Here is a 14,705-nt window from a genome sequence, read left to right as displayed (position 1 = left end):
TTAGTCCTCGTCTGATGTCTGCTCAGGATGCCGGGTCTCCGGCGAAGTTGGTGGTTGGGTTGACGCAGGCTTTGGCGGTGGAGTCGCTGCTGCATCTTGTGCTGGTGGCTCGGTTATGGGTTGAGTTCCATAGTGCTCTAGCACTATCGGATCACTCTCCCAAGCTCTGGCCGAAAGGTATTTGACGACGGCGTTGACTACAGCCAACAGCGGTACTGCGAAGAGCGCACCGGGGATTCCGGCCAGCATGGTGCCGCCGGCTACTGCCAGCACAACTGCCAGTGGATGCAGGCTTACTGCCTTGCCCATGATCAATGGCTGCAGAACGTTGGACTCCGCCTGCTGTACTAGCAGGACCACCGCGAGCATGATCAGTGCGTTCACCCAGCCGTTGGCTACCAGGGCCAGCAGCACTGCCAAGGCGCCGGTAATCAGTGCACCAACTACCGGGATAAAGGATCCGATGAAGACCAGTACGCCCAGTGGCAATGCGAGCGGAACGCCAAGGAACAACGCACCGAGCCCAATACCGATGGCGTCGATGAGCGCCACGAGCATTTGCACTCGTACGTAACTGACCAAAGATGCCCATCCGCGGGTCAGCGCTCCGTCCATGGCTGGACGAGCGCGTCGTGGCAAAAGGTTGATCAGGAACAGACCGATTTTCCGGCCGTCGAGTAGTAAGAAAATCAGCACAAAGAGTGCCAGCAAGGTTCCGGTGAGGAATTGGCCAATGAAAGATGTCCAACCCAAAGCTTCGCTCAGGATGTTGGTAGCGTTGCCGCGCAGCTGGGCGATCATGTCATCGATGACGCTCTGCAGGTCTGCGTTGGTCAGCTTCAGCGGACCGTTAAACAGCCAGTCTTGGACCTGCTCGATACCAAATAGGGCTTGGCTCCACAGGGCGTTAAAGCCAGAGGTCAGTTTCTGTCCGGCCATGGATAGCCCGGCGATCACCAAGGCTAGGAAGCCAATGAGCGCAATGCCCACGGCTAGTCCACGCGGTACTGCCATTCGTCGGTTCAACGCATTGACCACCGGCGAAAGTAGGCCGGATAGAAGGGCAGCGACAAGGACGGGAATCACTAGCAGTGAGATCTTCGAAAGCGCCCAGACAAGCACACCGAGTGCCGCCACAATGATCAAGAAGCGCCAAGCCCAGCTCGCTGCCAAACGTACGGCATACGGCATATCTTCAGCGCTCTTAAAATCTACAGTTTCAGCGCGGGGCTCTGCAGTTTTTTCTGCGATCCTGCCCGGAAGGGAGACGCGTATGCGTCGTAAACGTTCCAACCGGCTACTCTTCATGCGTCTACGCTACCGCGTTTAAAACCTAGCTTCTTGATCCATGTCGGAATTGTGACAAAAAACAAGGACCAGTGCCCGATTTGGGCACTGGTCCTTGAATTCGGATTCAATTTGGTTAATCGTCGCCACGCAAGATGGCCAGAATGCGCAGAATCTCGGTGTAGAGCCAGATGAGGGTCATCGTCAGGCCGAAAGCACCTCGCCAAGACATGATGGCTGGAGCACCCTGGTTGGACAGTTCCTCGATCATGGTGAAGTCAGAAACCAGTGCGTAGGTCGCCAGCAAGACGGCGACAACACCGATGACTAGACCAAGTACGCCACTGCGCATGCCGAACATTCCGTCAACAACACCGGTCATCGAGAGAACCATGTTCAGCAGCGAGAAGACGATAAGACCGATCATGCCGACCATAAAGATCTTGTTCAGCTTTGGAGTCATACGGTACTTACCTGAGCGGTACAGCGCCAAGGTGACACCGGCAACGCAGATCGTTGCCAAGACAGCCTGGATGGCAATGCCTTCCATACCCGGACGGTGTTCCAGAACGCTAGATAGTCCACCAAGGAACAGACCCTGAGCAGCCGAGTACAAAAGAATCAGCACTGGCGATGGGCGCTTCTTGAAGATGTTAACCAGACCAAGAACAAAACCTACGAGGGCACCTGGCAGCATGAGCGCTGGCATGATCCAACCGGCTGCTGCACCGATGACAACAAGTGCGAGACAGAAGATGGTCTTGTTGATAGTGTCGCCGATAGTCATTCGACCAGTATCAGCACTGGTCGCCGCAGGCTGCTGGTACATATCTTGTAGCTGATTGGCACTCATATTTGCATTGTCACGGAAGCCAACAGGACTTCCAGGCTTGGTTCCCCAAGCGTCAGATTGGCTCTTTGAACCAAATACCGGGTTGCTCAACGTCATTCCCCCATAGGTTGCGATTGTGCAGACTCGCAGAAAGCGAGAGTTCGTTGCTGTCAATCCTATTGAGCATTACTGTGAAATGGCTCAGTCGGAAGGATGATATTGGCTGTTTTCTCGCGGAAAAACTACTCTCTGAGCGATATTCTTGAAGGTTCTAACAAACAACCATCAAACGGTCCATGAAATAGTACTGCGAGGCCGCACGGGAAGATTCGCGAACCGAGTGTGCTCACACTGTGCTCACATTGCGCCCACTTACCTGTCTCTGGAAACAGCAAAGACCGCTACTGCCCTGTGTTTACAAGGATGTAGCGGTCTTATTGTGTGGTGCCCCCAGCGAGACTCGAACTCGCAAGCCTTTCGGCAGCTGATTTTAAGTCAGCCGTGTATGCCAATTCCACCATGGGGGCAAGACTCTCAAATCTTACGTGATCTCGAAAGCAAATATAAAATCCACAATTCGCACGTGCGCGAGGGGCCGAATATTCGGCCCCTCGCAACGTAGTCGATCAGCTAAGTCTGAAGCTTACTTCTTTGGCTTAGCCGACTCTTCGAAAGCAGTGCGTGGTGCTTCAAGGTTGTTCAGCTGCAGGCCGTCGCGCTTGAAGAAGATTGCAACTAGCCAGTCGCCGACAACGCGGAACTTGCGCTCGAAGGTTGGCATGGCCATACCGTGGTAACCGCGGTGAGCCATCCATGCTGGCCAGCCCTTGAGCTTGATGCCAACAACCTTGGCAACACCCTTGTTGCGACCGAAGCCAGCAACTGCGCCGAGGTTTGAGTGCTTGTATTCCTTGATGGTGCCAACGCCGTAGCGCGCAGCATAAAGGTTCTTTGCCAACAGCTTTGCCTGACGTACGGCGTGCTGAGCGTTAGGAACGCAGGTTCCGTCTGGCAGGCCGCCGGTGACGTCCTTGACTGCCGAGATATCGCCAGCTGCCCAGGCACCTTCCAGTGGATCGCCGTTGGCATCCTTGACGCGCAGGTCGGTGCGGGTCTCGATGCGGCCGCGCTGCTCGATTGGGAAGTCGGTGGAGCGAACCATTGGGTTAGCCATAACACCGGCACACCAGATCAGGGTGTCAGCGCCGAATTCGCCAGCGGAGGACTTGTCGCCCATGTTGATCAGCTCAAGGTTGCCGTCCACTGCGCTGTTCAGCGAGGTGTTCAGCAGTACCTCTACGCCGCGGCTACGCAGGTGTTCAACAACCCACTCAGCCTGCTCTTCGGTAACTTCTGGCATGATGCGACCCATGGCCTCAACAAGAACGAAGCGAGCTTCCTTCTGGTCAACGCGGTCGTTGAGCTTGATCAGGTCGCGAGCCATATCTTCAAGCTCGGCAATGGTTTCGATACCTGCGAAGCCGCCACCAACAACAACGAAAGTCAGTGCGCGCTTGCGGGCTACTGGGTCAGTCATGTTCGAAGCGGACTCGATGCGCTCGGCAACTTTGTTGCGCAGTGCGACAGCCTCTTCGATGGTCTTCAGACCAATGCCGGTCTCAGCAAGACCGGTGATTGGGAAGGTACGAGTGACGGCGCCAGCCGACATAACAACGTCGGTGTATTCCAGCTCAAACTGCTCGCCGTTGACTGGAGCAACTACTGCCTTCTTGTTGGCGTGGTCGATGCTCAGCACGCGACCGTTAACAAGTTCGGAGTGCTTCAGGTGCTGGCGGTGCGAAACCACAACGTGGCGTGCTTCGATATTGCCACCGGCAACTTCTGGCAAGAATGGCTGGTAAGTCATGTATGGGTTCGGGTCAACAACGGTAACGATACCGCCGTGGGCCTTGACCTTCTTCTGCAGTTTCATCGCGACGTAAAGGCCAACGTAGCCACCGCCGACGACAAGAATGCGTGGACGCTTCTGGGAGGATTCGATGATCGACATACTCTTGATTCTACGCGGATATTCCGAGTTAGTGAAAACATTCACTAGCTATTTCCGTCAGATGCGTCACGCTTACTTCATGAACTTGCCTTCGAGTACTTCAGCCAGCAAATCTGTGTCCAAACCACAACAGAAAATGGGAACGAAACCGCGAGGATTCGTTCCCATTTTTAATCTCTGCTATTTTTCGTCTTCGGGGATGTCATCAAAAAGATCGTGATCCCCTGCAGACTTACCAACCTTCAAGGAGCTCAGCGATGCCGAAGCTGCACTTTCGGTATATCGTTCGCGGCGTTTACGGAGCAAGGTTTGAATCCCGCCAGCCAGGATCACCAGAACCAGTAATGCCGCACCACCGATGATTATCAGTGGCTGCAAAATCGGAGTAGATTGCTCGGGCTGAATCGGAGTCGGAGCGGCTACCTGCTTAAGCGCGGACTTTTCCATTGAGACGCCAGGTGCTGGAGCCTCGGTGGTGTCCGACGCGTTGCGGCGATGCACTCGAATCCATTCTTCAATGGTGCCCAGTGGATTTTCGGATACCGAAGGCACATTGTTGTTCACTGCCGCATTGGCATTGATGATTCCGTAGCCATACAGGTTGTCCACCCCAGGGGCTCCAGTATCCCGTGCAGTCTTCAGGATCCGGTTAATGACATCCGGAGCCTTCATATCTGGGTACTTTGAGCGGATCAGGGCTGCCACTCCGGCAACCAGCGGAGCTGCACCGGAGGTACCAGACCAGCGAGCGTAACCATTATCTGGCAGGCCACCCACCAGCTGTTCGGCAGGAGCCGCTACACCGATGGAGATGCCTTCAGTGGAAGAATCCTGGGACGCTTTGCCGCTTTCATCCACACCGGCCACGGTGAGCACACCCGGAATTGTCGCAGGCGCACCTACCTGGCTCATGCCACCGGAACGGTTACCGGCGGCGGCCACAATAACAACGTCGTGGTCTTCAGCGTATTTGAACGCATCGTCCCAACTTTCGGGCCAGGCTGGACTAGTCGAGCCCAAAGACATGTTGATGACCTTGGCCCCGTTATCAACTGCCCACTTCACAGCGCGTGGAATCTGCTCTTCGACTGGGATGTTGGCAGGGTTGCCTTCACCCATCCACAGCGAAACGGACAGTAGCTTCGATTCCGGGGCTACACCCAGTACACCGTCGCTGCCGCCGCTTGGTTTCGGAACCTCTTCATACTCAGGCTCTTTGGGGATTTCAACCTTTTCGACGTCGTCTTTTTCGTCGTCTTTGGCCTCGTCTAGGCGCTTTTTGTTCTCGTCTTCGGCAGACTTCTTAGATTTTTCCCACGCTGCTTTGAGGCGTTCGTTTTCGGACTTGACCTTGGTGATCTCGCTTTTGTTGTTGCCGCGTCCGGCAAGCAGGGTCGCGACAAGGGTGGCGTGTTCACTCATGACGCCAATTGGCTTGTTGCCTTTTTCGTCGCCAGCGCCCGACATGTCCACTCCCCCGGCGACGGCCCCCTTGAGGTCCGTATGCGAGGTATCGATGCCTGTGTCAATCACGGCAACCTTGACGCCCTCACCCTTGGTGGTCTGTTGCGCGTCATTCACTCCAAGCGAATTCAACCAGTACTCAGAATCTCGCATGTCATCAGCGTGAGCTGGGGTGAGCCCGGTGAGCATAGCTAAAGTGAGTATCGCAACGACAAGTGCGGAGCCGCATTTTTTCAGGCTCGCATTGTTCTTGGCGCGCAGAGTTGAGCTCAAGAGATCTCTCCTTGGTCGGTTCCGAAATTGCGGATTAGGCGTTGGATGCTGCTGTAGCAGCGATGCCGTCGAGAATATCGTGTTCCGATGCAATTAGTCGCATCGGGCGATTGCCGCTGGTCGTTTCCAAGTAATGAAGGATGCGCTCTACGATGGCCGCGCCGGCCTGAATAACATCTACTCGCCCGGGGTGCATAAAGCCTAGCGCTTCACGTTCTTCGCGGGAGTACGACAGCATGTCTTGGGTTGCAGCACGCATCTGGTCGAAGCTGAGTTCTGCGCCATGAATCTTTTCAGATTCATACTTTTTTAGACCCAGCGCCTGTGCTGTCAGGGTAGTGAAAGTTCCGGCAACCATGATCACAGCATCAATCTGCGAAACATCCACCTGGCCGTTGAGGGTACTCAGCGTGGTGTCCATGAAGTCAATTGCTGCACGGGAATCTAGCCCTACTTCTTGGAACCGTTCGGTGACTCGAACACAACCCATGTCCAAGCTCTTGGCTGCCAAGGGACCAGTCGAATCCCCTACAACAAATTCGGTGGATCCACCGCCCAGATCAATGACCAAGCTCTTTCCACTTTGACCGGCACGCACCGAAGCAGCACCGTTGAAGGATAGCGAGGCTTCTTCATCTCCACTGATTACCTCGGGCGCAACACCGAGGATACGGGTAATTTCTTCGGAAAAAACATCGCGGTTTGAAACATCACGGGCTGCCGAGGTCGCCACAAAACGAATGGCCTGAACCTGATGCTCATCGCACATCGCTTTGTATTCGCGGGCGGCAGCAAAGGTACGTTCGAGTGCCTCCGGAGCAAAGGCACCGGTGGCATCCACGCCCTGTCCTAGACGGACAACACGCATGGTGCGCACAACATCTACAAGCGTGGTTCCGGTGCTTTCATGGTGCACATCAGCAATGAGCAAGCGGATGGAATTGGTTCCGCAGTCGATTCCGGCAACGCGCATTACGCGTCATCTCCGGCGGCGCGTTCAGCGGCTTCACGTTCAGCACGCTTAGCGGCGCGCTGTGCACGCTTAGCTGCAGGGTCCTGCATCTCTTGGGTCTTAACATGGCGGGAACGGTCGTGGCTTGGTGCCTCAGACTCGGTATCCCATGCGCCAACGCAGTAGCACTTATCCTTGGTCCACCACTCGGCAATGCCGTTCAGCGCTTCATCACCCAGTGGGTTCACGCCTTCGCCCGCGGCCAGTGAGTGTCCTACCAAAACGTGCAGGCATTTCACACGAGTGGGCATGCCACCGGCGGAAACGCCATCAATTTCGGGAACCGCTCCGGTGCCCGAACGCTCACCAATGGCAGCACGGTTAGCTAGGTAAGATTCGTGAGCTTGTACGTAGGCCGCAGCCAGCGCCGAGTCTTCACCGAGCTTTCCGTTCATCTCGTTCATCAACCCGGCGGCTTCTAGACGGGAGACCGCCGCGGTGATCACTGGATGTGCCAGGTAGTACGTGGTTGGGAATGGGATTCCCGAGGAAAGCCGAGGTGCGGTGGTGGCAACCAACGGGTTTCCGCAGACGCAACGAGCGCCGATTTCCACGACGTCGCGCACTGGTCGGTTCAGCTGGCGGGAAAGCGTCTCCAGGTCGGATTCACTTGGTACTCGTCCGGCAGCGTCAAGGGCTTCGCGGATTGGCTGTTCAGTCACGGGTCTTAGTTCTCTTCAGTTAAAGTGGTTAGTCAGTGGCGGAACGACGTACCGAGTCAAGCAATGCATCAACCCAAGGAAGTTCTTGGCGCACCTCAAAGGTGCTGCCATTGCCCTCAGTTGCGGTGTCGTCATCTTCCGGGCGATCGCCCACAACCATGTACAGCTTTTCGCCAGGCATGACCAAGTTTATCCGCTCGCGCGCTTGCTGCTTGATGTACAGCGGATCATCCCAGCGCGCGATTTCGGCTTTGAGGTCATCACGCTGAGCTTCAAGGGACTCGATGGAAGCGTTGAGCTCGTTGAGTTCAGCCATTTGCTTCCGGTAGTAATTTACCGTTGGCACCAGCATCACAGCGAAGAAGGCAAGGACCACAAGCAAAGCAGCGATACGCCCGGAAAAACGGTGTGCTGCTACCGGTTCACCTTCTGGGACTGGCTTGTCGGTGACAGGTTTTTCACCTGGTTTACGGCGTACCGCGGCCGAGAACTTCATCCGGTCATCGCGACGGCGTTCGTTCTGCTTTTCCTTGGCACGCTCAACTAGAGGCAACTTAGATTTTGATGACTCGTTGCCAGCATATTTTTTGGAACGAGGTGACGCATCTGACGCTTCATCTTCGCTCTGCTCATGCTTTGGTGCAGATTTTGAAGGCGTTGAAGCCTCCTTGTTGCTGGCACCTGAAGCAGACTTAGGACGCGGCACCGCTGGAGCTTTTTTGGCTGGAGTCACAGGAGCAACTACGTGCAACGCATCGGTGGGTGGTTCAGCCATTGAATCTAGGCCGGAATCCTCAGGCGTCTGAGCAGGAATGTTTTCAGACTGCTCTACCGGTTCCGGAGTATTACGCCGAGGCATGCGTGGCGGTCGCTGTGCCATACTCCCCCAATTTCCCATCGTGCTTTCGTACAGTACTGCCGTGGAAACGGCACATATATCCATTAAATAACGAAAAGCTCGCCGGTATCCACTACCGACGAGCTTATTCGCTTTAAATGTTAATTAGCTGTTGAAACGCGGGAACGCATTGCGTCCAGCGTAAACAGCTGAAGCGCCCAAGTCTTCCTCGATGCGCAGCAGCTGGTTGTACTTAGCTACGCGCTCGGAACGAGCTGGTGCACCGGTCTTGATCTGACCTGCGTTGGTTGCAACACAGATGTCAGCGATGGTGACGTCTTCGGTTTCACCCGAGCGGTGCGAGGTGATGGTGGTGTAACCAGCGCGCTGAGCCATGGTGACAGCGTCGATGGTTTCGGTCAGGGAACCAATCTGGTTGACCTTCACCAGCAGCGAGTTAGCGGTGCCCTTGGCAATGCCGTCGGCAAGACGCTCTGGGTTGGTTACGAACAGGTCGTCACCAACCAGCTGAACCTTGTCACCGATTGCATCGGTAAGGGTCTTCCAGCCGTCCCAGTCGTTCTCGTCCAGTGGATCCTCGATGGAAACCAATGGGAAGTCGGCAACGAGCTCAGCGTAGTAATCGCTCATCTCCTGAGCGGACAGTGCCTTGCCTTCGAACTGGTATGCACCGTTCTCGAAGAACTCAGAGGAAGCAACGTCCAAAGCCAAAGCGATCTGCTCACCTGGGGTGTAGCCAGCGCGGGTGATAGCTTCGGTGATCAGTTCCAGTGCAGCACGGTTGCTTGGCAGGTTAGGAGCGAAGCCGCCCTCATCGCCCAGACCGGTGGACAGGTTCTTTTCCTTCAGTACGGACTTGAGGTTGTGGTAAACCTCAACGCCCCAACGCAGGCCTTCAGAGAAGGTTGGTGCGCCCAAAGGAACAATCATGAATTCCTGGATGTCCACATCGGAGTCGGCGTGGGAGCCACCGTTGAGGATGTTCATCAGTGGAACTGGAAGTACGTGTGCGTTCGGGCCGCCCAGGTACTTGTACAGAGGAAGGTTGGAGCTCACTGCTGCTGCGTTAGCAACTGCCAGCGAAACGCCCAAGATAGCGTTTGCGCCAAGCTTGCCCTTGTTGCTGGTTCCGTCCAGTTCAAGCATTGCCTGGTCGATCGCGCGCTGATCGGTTGCGTCGAGGCCTTCAAGTTCGTCAGCGATCTCGTCGATGACGGACTCTACTGCTCCGAGAACACCCTTGCCCAGGTAACGATCCTTGTCACCGTCGCGACGCTCAACTGCTTCGAACTGACCGGTGGAAGCACCGGATGGAACTGCTGCACGGCCGTGCGAACCGTCGGAAAGCAGAACCTCAACCTCAACGGTTGGGTTGCCGCGGGAATCAAGAATTTCGCGCGCGTGGATGGCGTCAATCAATGCCATGAGTATGGGCTCCTTGTAGAAAGGTGTGGTCTAAGGAAGGTCAGCCAGCAGTCGCTGAAAAGACCGTCGGCGCCTTTGCCAGTCTCTAGCCTAGCGCTTCGAAGGTGATTTAGGCGATATCGTGGCGTCGATTTCAGAACCGTAGCGTTTCGATAGCGTTACGCGCAGAACAGATTCGGCATCTAGGCCCAGTTCTTCTGCCCTTGCCGTCAGCGCCAGCAGCTCGGCGGCCAGGGTGTCTTCATCAGTAATTCGTTCCCTGACCGAATGGCTGACTAACTGATCATCGACCTTGTCAGAGCCCGCTCTGGTATGCCTGTCCAGTAGCTTTTGGGCCAGTGTGAGGGACGGCAATCCAGCAGGGAGGCCAGCGTTTTTGCGTGCCTTCGGCTTGCCTTGTCGCTCGGCTTGTTTGGCTGCGTCCCAGACGCGAATAATCTCGTCAACATCATCGGTAATGAAATGGCGAACTTCGCCATCAGCATCAAAAACATGTTGGTTTCGACGCAACAATTTTTCATTGAGTGTTTGTGAAATGTCTTCTATCCCGAAGTTGCCCTGCTCGTCTTCAATCAGTGCATGCAGTAACACTTGGAAGTAAAGATCGCCTAGTTCCTCTTTGAGCAGCTCCGGATTGTTTTCGGAGATGGCATCAAGAACCTCGTAGCTTTCCTCAATGAGGTAGGTGCGCAGGGACTCGTGGGTCAGTGCTGCGGTCCAAGCGCATTTTTCACGCAAGATGTTTATCGTCTGAATCAACTGTTGCGTCGGTGTCTGCTTCTGCGCCATAACGACCATGCTAGCGAAGTCTGGCACCGCCCAAGGCAAAACAAAAGACCAGCTCCTCCGATCAAGGAGGAACTGGCCTTCAGCATCAACGTTCTAGCGACTGACGCTTATTAGTCGGCGACGTTTTCGTATTCGTCTTCGTCGAATTCGCCCTGCACGTCGTCGTCTTCCAACAGATTGTCGTAGTAGTCGTTGATGTATTCAACAAGCAACTCACGCATTTCCAATGGGACAAAGGCGGCTTCTGCAGCATTGAGCGTCAGGTCCAACAGGTCTTCGAGGTCGTAGTCGAAGCCTTCGACCAGTAGCTCAAATTCGTCGGACAGGCTGGTGCCGGACATCAGTCGGTTATCTGGTGAGATGGTGACGTTAAAACCAGTCTGGACCAACAGATCGATCGGGTGGTTACGAATACCCTCACCGAACTTGGCGGTAGCGCCGGTCTGCAGGTTAGACGATGGGCAGATTTCTAGTGGGATACCGCGTTCGCGTACCCAGTTTGCCACTGGACCCAGCGAAACCAAACCGGTGTCATCACTGAGCTCTTCACCGTTTTCATCGATGGCGCCGAATTCAATTTCAATGTCTTCAGCAACTCGAACACCGTGACCCAAGCGCTGAGCGCGACCGATCAAGATTGCTTCCTTGATGGAATCTAGGCCTGCGGCCTCGCCAGCGTGAACGGTGGTTGGGAACAGGTTTTCGGCCAACAGGTCGAAAGCTTCCTTTAGGCGTGATGGCGGGAAGCCATCTTCCGGGCCGGCGATGTCAAAGGCGACAACTCCGTGGCCGCGGTGGCGCAGCGCCAGCTTGGCGATTTCCACGCTCTGATCACTTTGGCGCATGGCGCTAAGTACTTGGCCAACCTGCATTGGGTGGCCTTGGGCGTTCAGCACTTCACAGGCTTGGTCCAGACCTTCTTGAACGGCGTCAACAACGTCATCCAGGCTCAGGCCTTCGCGCAGGTGCTGCTCTGGTGCGTAGCGAACTTCGCCGTAGATCACGCCGTCTTCTGCGAGGTCTTCAACAAACTCGCGGGCTACGCGGATCAGTGCGTCACTGGTCTGCATCACTGCAAGGGTGTGCTCGAAAGTTTCCAAGTAACGTGGCAGAGAGCCGGAGTCGGCCGATTCACGGAACCAATCGCCCAAAGCTTCAGCTTCGGTCTCAGGCAGTTTGTGGTTTACCTCAGCGGCCAGTTCGATGATCGTTTGAGGTCGCAATCCGCCATCAAGGTGGTCGTGTAGCGAAACTTTAGGCAGATCCCGGAAGTCGAACGCAGGATCATAATCAGTATGAATCAATTCTTCAGTCACACCACTGAGCCTAGTCGCTATTCCCGTGAACTGACAGTTCCAGCAGGTAAAGATCTTCGAGCCACAATGTGACCCTGCTCAATACTGCAGGTTAACCCTCGTCGGTGGTTGGTGGGACGGTCTCACGTTCAACTTGTTCACGGTGCTCCTTGGCCAGCTCAGCACGCCGGTGATAGCGATCAAGCGCCCAACTGACAATCCGATCAATGATGAATCCAAGCACCACGGCAATCACAATCGAGATTGCGATGCCGAGCAGTTTATTATCATGCATCCAGTTGCCAGCCAGAGCACCGATGCTCACCGAGTAGGTGGCCCAGGTCAGCACCCCGATGGTGTCAAAGAGCGTGAAGCGCTTATGGCTGTATCCGGTGGCCCCGGCGGTGAGGTTCACCGCCACACGTCCCACTGGAATGTAGCGGGCGGTGAAGATCAGCAATGCTCCGGAAGTCTCTAACTTCTTCTCAGCGTAGTGAAGTACCCGTTGAGCACGTCGTCCGCGCATCCAGCTAAATCGACGAGAACCGATCTTTCGACCGATCGCAAAGGTGATCTGGTCCCCCAACAGTGCACCGGCAGCGCCGAGGACACCAACAAGAATGAGGTTAGGTGTGCCGGAGTGGATACCAACTACGGCCAGTGAGACGAGGAAAGATTCGCTGGGAACGATGGGGAAAAACGCGTCAATAAGGCAGAACAGAAATAAGAGCGGCAGAACCCACCATGCACTGGCAGCCTGCGTAATGGCCTCATTGACTAGTTCCATACGTACTTACATCTTCTTTCCCGAAACGCTTACAGCGTTGTCCACTACTTCATTTTCGCTCGAGAGTCTGCAGGTTCGCATCATACTGTTGCGTCAATGTGGACTTCTTCTACCCACTACCCAGGTAGGAGCTAATGGGTCAACGATTCGGTACCTCAAAATGGTTCCCAACCCATGCGCAAAAAGAAGGGCCGAAAAACGTCTTTGACGTTTTTCGACCCTTCGATGATTCAAGCCAGTTACCTAGCAGCAATACGATCCATAATCAGACGCATATCGGGGCGGTCGTCCTTGGCGCCGATCATGATGGCGTGCTCAACTAGTTCGATAGCACGTGCCATCTTTTCTGGTGTGTCGGTCAGCAGGGTCGCGATGGGCTCCCCACGACGAACCATGGCTCCGGGCTTCACGTGCATACGCACGCCTGCGCCGGCCTGAACGCTGTCTTCCTTACGGGCACGGCCTGCACCCAAAGTCCACGCGGCCAAACCAATGTCCATGGCATCAAGTTTGATCAATACACCTTCGGCCGGAGCTACGACGGTGTGCGATTCCTTAGCCACTGGCAGTTTTGCATCCGGATCGCCACCTTGAGCCGCGATCATGGCACGCCAGCTGTCCATGGCCTGTCCATTGTTCAGCGCTGCACGCACATCAACATCATGAATGCCGGCACCAGCCAGCATTTCGACGGCCAAGGCAACGGTCAGCTCAATAACGTCTTCTGGTCCCCCACCGGCGAGCACCTCAACGGACTCTTCGACCTCGATCGCATTACCTGCGGTGAGGCCCAGCGGAGTTTCCATATTGGTCAGCAAGGCGACGGTGTTCACTCCGGCGTCGGTGCCAAGGTTGACCATGGTCTCGGCGAGTTCGCGGGCCATGGATTCGTCCTTCATGAACGCGCCGGAGCCAACCTTCACGTCCAGAACGAGAGAGCCGGTACCTTCGGCGATCTTCTTGCTCATGATTGACGAGGCGATCAGCGGGATTGCTTCGACGGTTGCGGTGACGTCGCGCAGTGCGTAGAGCTTCTTATCTGCCGGCGCCAAGCCAGCACCGGCAGCACAGATCACCGCACCCACGGTGGAAAGCTGGGAGAAGAGTTCTTCATTGGATAGGTTTGCACGCCATCCGGGAATCGCTTCAAGCTTGTCCAAGGTGCCACCGGTATGACCCAGACCGCGGCCCGAAAGCTGTGGCACGGCAACACCAAAGCTTGCCACCAATGGCGCTAGCGGCAAGGTGATCTTATCTCCCACGCCGCCGGTGGAATGCTTGTCGGTGGTTGCGAGTTTTTTGCCCTGAGGATCAGCCAAGGTGGAGAAGTCCATGCGCTCACCGGAGTTGATCATGGCGGTGGTCCAGCGGGAAATCTCGCTACGGTTCATGCCCTGGAAAAAGATCGCCATATTCAACGCGGACATCTGCTCTTCAGCAATGACCCCGCGGGTATAAGCGTCGATGGTCCAGTCAATCATCTCGTTGCTCAGTTCTCCGCCGTCGCGCTTGGCACGAATGACTTCAACTGCACTGAATTTTTCGGTAGCCATCGTTGGCACCTTTCGTTCTGGAGTTCACCGGTAAAGCGGTGTTACACGTTGAGGTTTTGTGGCCCGAAGGCATCAGGCAATAGATCTTCGATCCCCACGATGCCGCGGGCAGTTTTGATCTTTAGATCTGCCCCTCGGTGTTCAAAGAGGATTTGGCGGCAGCGCCCGCAGGGAGTGATCAGTTCAAGTTGGTTCTCTTCGAGTTGGCCGAAGCAAACGAAGTATTCCAAGGTGCCGCCACCGGTAGCAAAGAGCTGTCCGACCATGGCGCATTCGGCGCACAGGGTGACACCGTAGGCGGCGTTTTCGACGTTGCATCCGGAGATTGTGCGGCCGTCGCTGGTCAAAGCCGCGGACCCTACCCGGAACTTGGAGTAGGGTGCGTAGGCCTGAGACAGCGCGGCCGCGGCGGCAGCTTCAAGCTGCGACCACGGCGCGGTGTTGGTATTCATGGGT

13 protein-coding genes and 1 tRNA gene are annotated in these 14,705 nt (G+C 55.6%); all 14 read right to left on the bottom strand.

Features of this window, described 5'->3' with window-relative positions; all coding sequences use genetic code 11:
- Entirely contained in the window at window positions 1-1,308 is a 1,308-nt protein-coding gene (locus ACT3RW_RS03630; protein ID WP_444612846.1) for an AI-2E family transporter, read from the bottom strand.
- Between the two features lie 115 nt (window positions 1,309-1,423).
- Window positions 1,424-2,230 carry a Bax inhibitor-1/YccA family protein gene (locus tag ACT3RW_RS03625; RefSeq protein WP_444614609.1) on the bottom strand — a complete coding sequence of 269 codons (807 nt, stop codon included), beginning with the start codon at window positions 2,228-2,230 and terminating at the stop codon, window positions 1,424-1,426.
- Window positions 2,231-2,561: 331 nt separating this feature from the next.
- Window positions 2,562-2,646 (bottom strand) — tRNA-Leu (locus ACT3RW_RS03620).
- Window positions 2,647-2,762: 116 nt separating this feature from the next.
- Complete coding sequence (locus ACT3RW_RS03615) at window positions 2,763-4,130, bottom strand: NAD(P)/FAD-dependent oxidoreductase (protein ID WP_131090194.1); 1,368 nt, start codon at window positions 4,128-4,130, stop codon at window positions 2,763-2,765.
- Window positions 4,131-4,310: 180 nt separating this feature from the next.
- Window positions 4,311-5,747: a S8 family serine peptidase gene (locus ACT3RW_RS03610; protein WP_444614608.1), complete on the bottom strand. Its 1,437-nt coding sequence runs from the start codon at window positions 5,745-5,747 to the stop codon at window positions 4,311-4,313.
- Between the two features lie 154 nt (window positions 5,748-5,901).
- Window positions 5,902-6,840, bottom strand: coding sequence for a Ppx/GppA phosphatase family protein (locus ACT3RW_RS03605; protein WP_444612845.1), 939 nt, complete (start codon window positions 6,838-6,840; stop codon window positions 5,902-5,904).
- A complete protein-coding gene (locus ACT3RW_RS03600; RefSeq protein WP_444612844.1) occupies window positions 6,840-7,541 on the bottom strand; it encodes a DUF501 domain-containing protein in 702 nt (233 codons plus the stop codon). The genes ACT3RW_RS03605 and ACT3RW_RS03600 overlap by 1 nt, the downstream gene beginning before the upstream one ends.
- 28 nt (window positions 7,542-7,569) lie before the next feature.
- On the bottom strand, window positions 7,570-8,421 hold the full coding sequence (locus ACT3RW_RS03595; protein ID WP_444612843.1) for an FtsB family cell division protein: 852 nt from the start codon (window positions 8,419-8,421) through the stop codon (window positions 7,570-7,572).
- A gap of 123 nt (window positions 8,422-8,544) precedes the next feature.
- Window positions 8,545-9,825 (bottom strand): phosphopyruvate hydratase, encoded by a 1,281-nt coding sequence (eno, locus tag ACT3RW_RS03590; protein WP_131090197.1) that lies wholly within the window; start codon window positions 9,823-9,825, stop codon window positions 8,545-8,547.
- A gap of 90 nt (window positions 9,826-9,915) precedes the next feature.
- Entirely contained in the window at window positions 9,916-10,614 is a 699-nt protein-coding gene (locus tag ACT3RW_RS03585; protein ID WP_262198223.1) for a MazG nucleotide pyrophosphohydrolase domain-containing protein, read from the bottom strand.
- Between the two features lie 110 nt (window positions 10,615-10,724).
- Entirely contained in the window at window positions 10,725-11,930 is a 1,206-nt protein-coding gene (locus ACT3RW_RS03580) for an adenosine deaminase (protein WP_131090198.1), read from the bottom strand.
- Between the two features lie 91 nt (window positions 11,931-12,021).
- Window positions 12,022-12,696, bottom strand: a complete 675-nt coding sequence (locus ACT3RW_RS03575) for a DedA family protein (RefSeq protein WP_131090199.1) — start codon at window positions 12,694-12,696, stop codon at window positions 12,022-12,024.
- A gap of 239 nt (window positions 12,697-12,935) precedes the next feature.
- Window positions 12,936-14,249, bottom strand: a complete 1,314-nt coding sequence (locus ACT3RW_RS03570) for a thymidine phosphorylase (RefSeq protein ID WP_262198224.1) — start codon at window positions 14,247-14,249, stop codon at window positions 12,936-12,938.
- A 41-nt stretch (window positions 14,250-14,290) separates the two neighbouring features.
- A complete protein-coding gene (locus ACT3RW_RS03565) occupies window positions 14,291-14,701 on the bottom strand; it encodes a cytidine deaminase (protein ID WP_131090201.1) in 411 nt (136 codons plus the stop codon).
- Window positions 14,702-14,705: the final 4 nt, after the last annotated feature.

The sequence above is a fragment of the Glutamicibacter sp. AOP5-A2-18 genome, from assembly GCF_052446055.1.
In the GTDB taxonomy this organism is placed as follows: Bacteria; Actinomycetota; Actinomycetes; order Actinomycetales; family Micrococcaceae; genus Glutamicibacter.
Note: the sequence above shows the minus strand (reverse complement) of the source record. Positions and strands in the feature narration are given on the sequence as shown.

Bases quoted from the DNA above. Each gene is read 5' to 3' on its own strand.
- ACT3RW_RS03630 (WP_444612846.1), bottom strand. From the start codon at position 1,308: ATGAAGAGTAGCCGGTTGGAACGTTTACGACGCATACGCGTCTCCCTT.
- ACT3RW_RS03615 (WP_131090194.1), bottom strand. From the start codon at position 4,130: ATGTCGATCATCGAATCCTCCCAGAAGCGTCCACGCATTCTTGTCGTC.
- ACT3RW_RS03610 (WP_444614608.1), bottom strand. From the start codon at position 5,747: ATGCGAGATTCTGAGTACTGGTTGAATTCGCTTGGAGTGAATGACGCG.
- ACT3RW_RS03605 (WP_444612845.1), bottom strand. From the start codon at position 6,840: ATGCGCGTTGCCGGAATCGACTGCGGAACCAATTCCATCCGCTTGCTC.
- ACT3RW_RS03595 (WP_444612843.1), bottom strand. From the start codon at position 8,421: ATGGCACAGCGACCGCCACGCATGCCTCGGCGTAATACTCCGGAACCG.
- eno (WP_131090197.1), bottom strand. From the start codon at position 9,825: ATGGCATTGATTGACGCCATCCACGCGCGCGAAATTCTTGATTCCCGC.
- ACT3RW_RS03585 (WP_262198223.1), bottom strand. From the start codon at position 10,614: ATGGCGCAGAAGCAGACACCGACGCAACAGTTGATTCAGACGATAAAC.
- ACT3RW_RS03575 (WP_131090199.1), bottom strand. From the start codon at position 12,696: ATGGAACTAGTCAATGAGGCCATTACGCAGGCTGCCAGTGCATGGTGG.
- ACT3RW_RS03570 (WP_262198224.1), bottom strand. From the start codon at position 14,249: ATGGCTACCGAAAAATTCAGTGCAGTTGAAGTCATTCGTGCCAAGCGC.
- ACT3RW_RS03565 (WP_131090201.1), bottom strand. From the start codon at position 14,701: ATGAATACCAACACCGCGCCGTGGTCGCAGCTTGAAGCTGCCGCCGCG.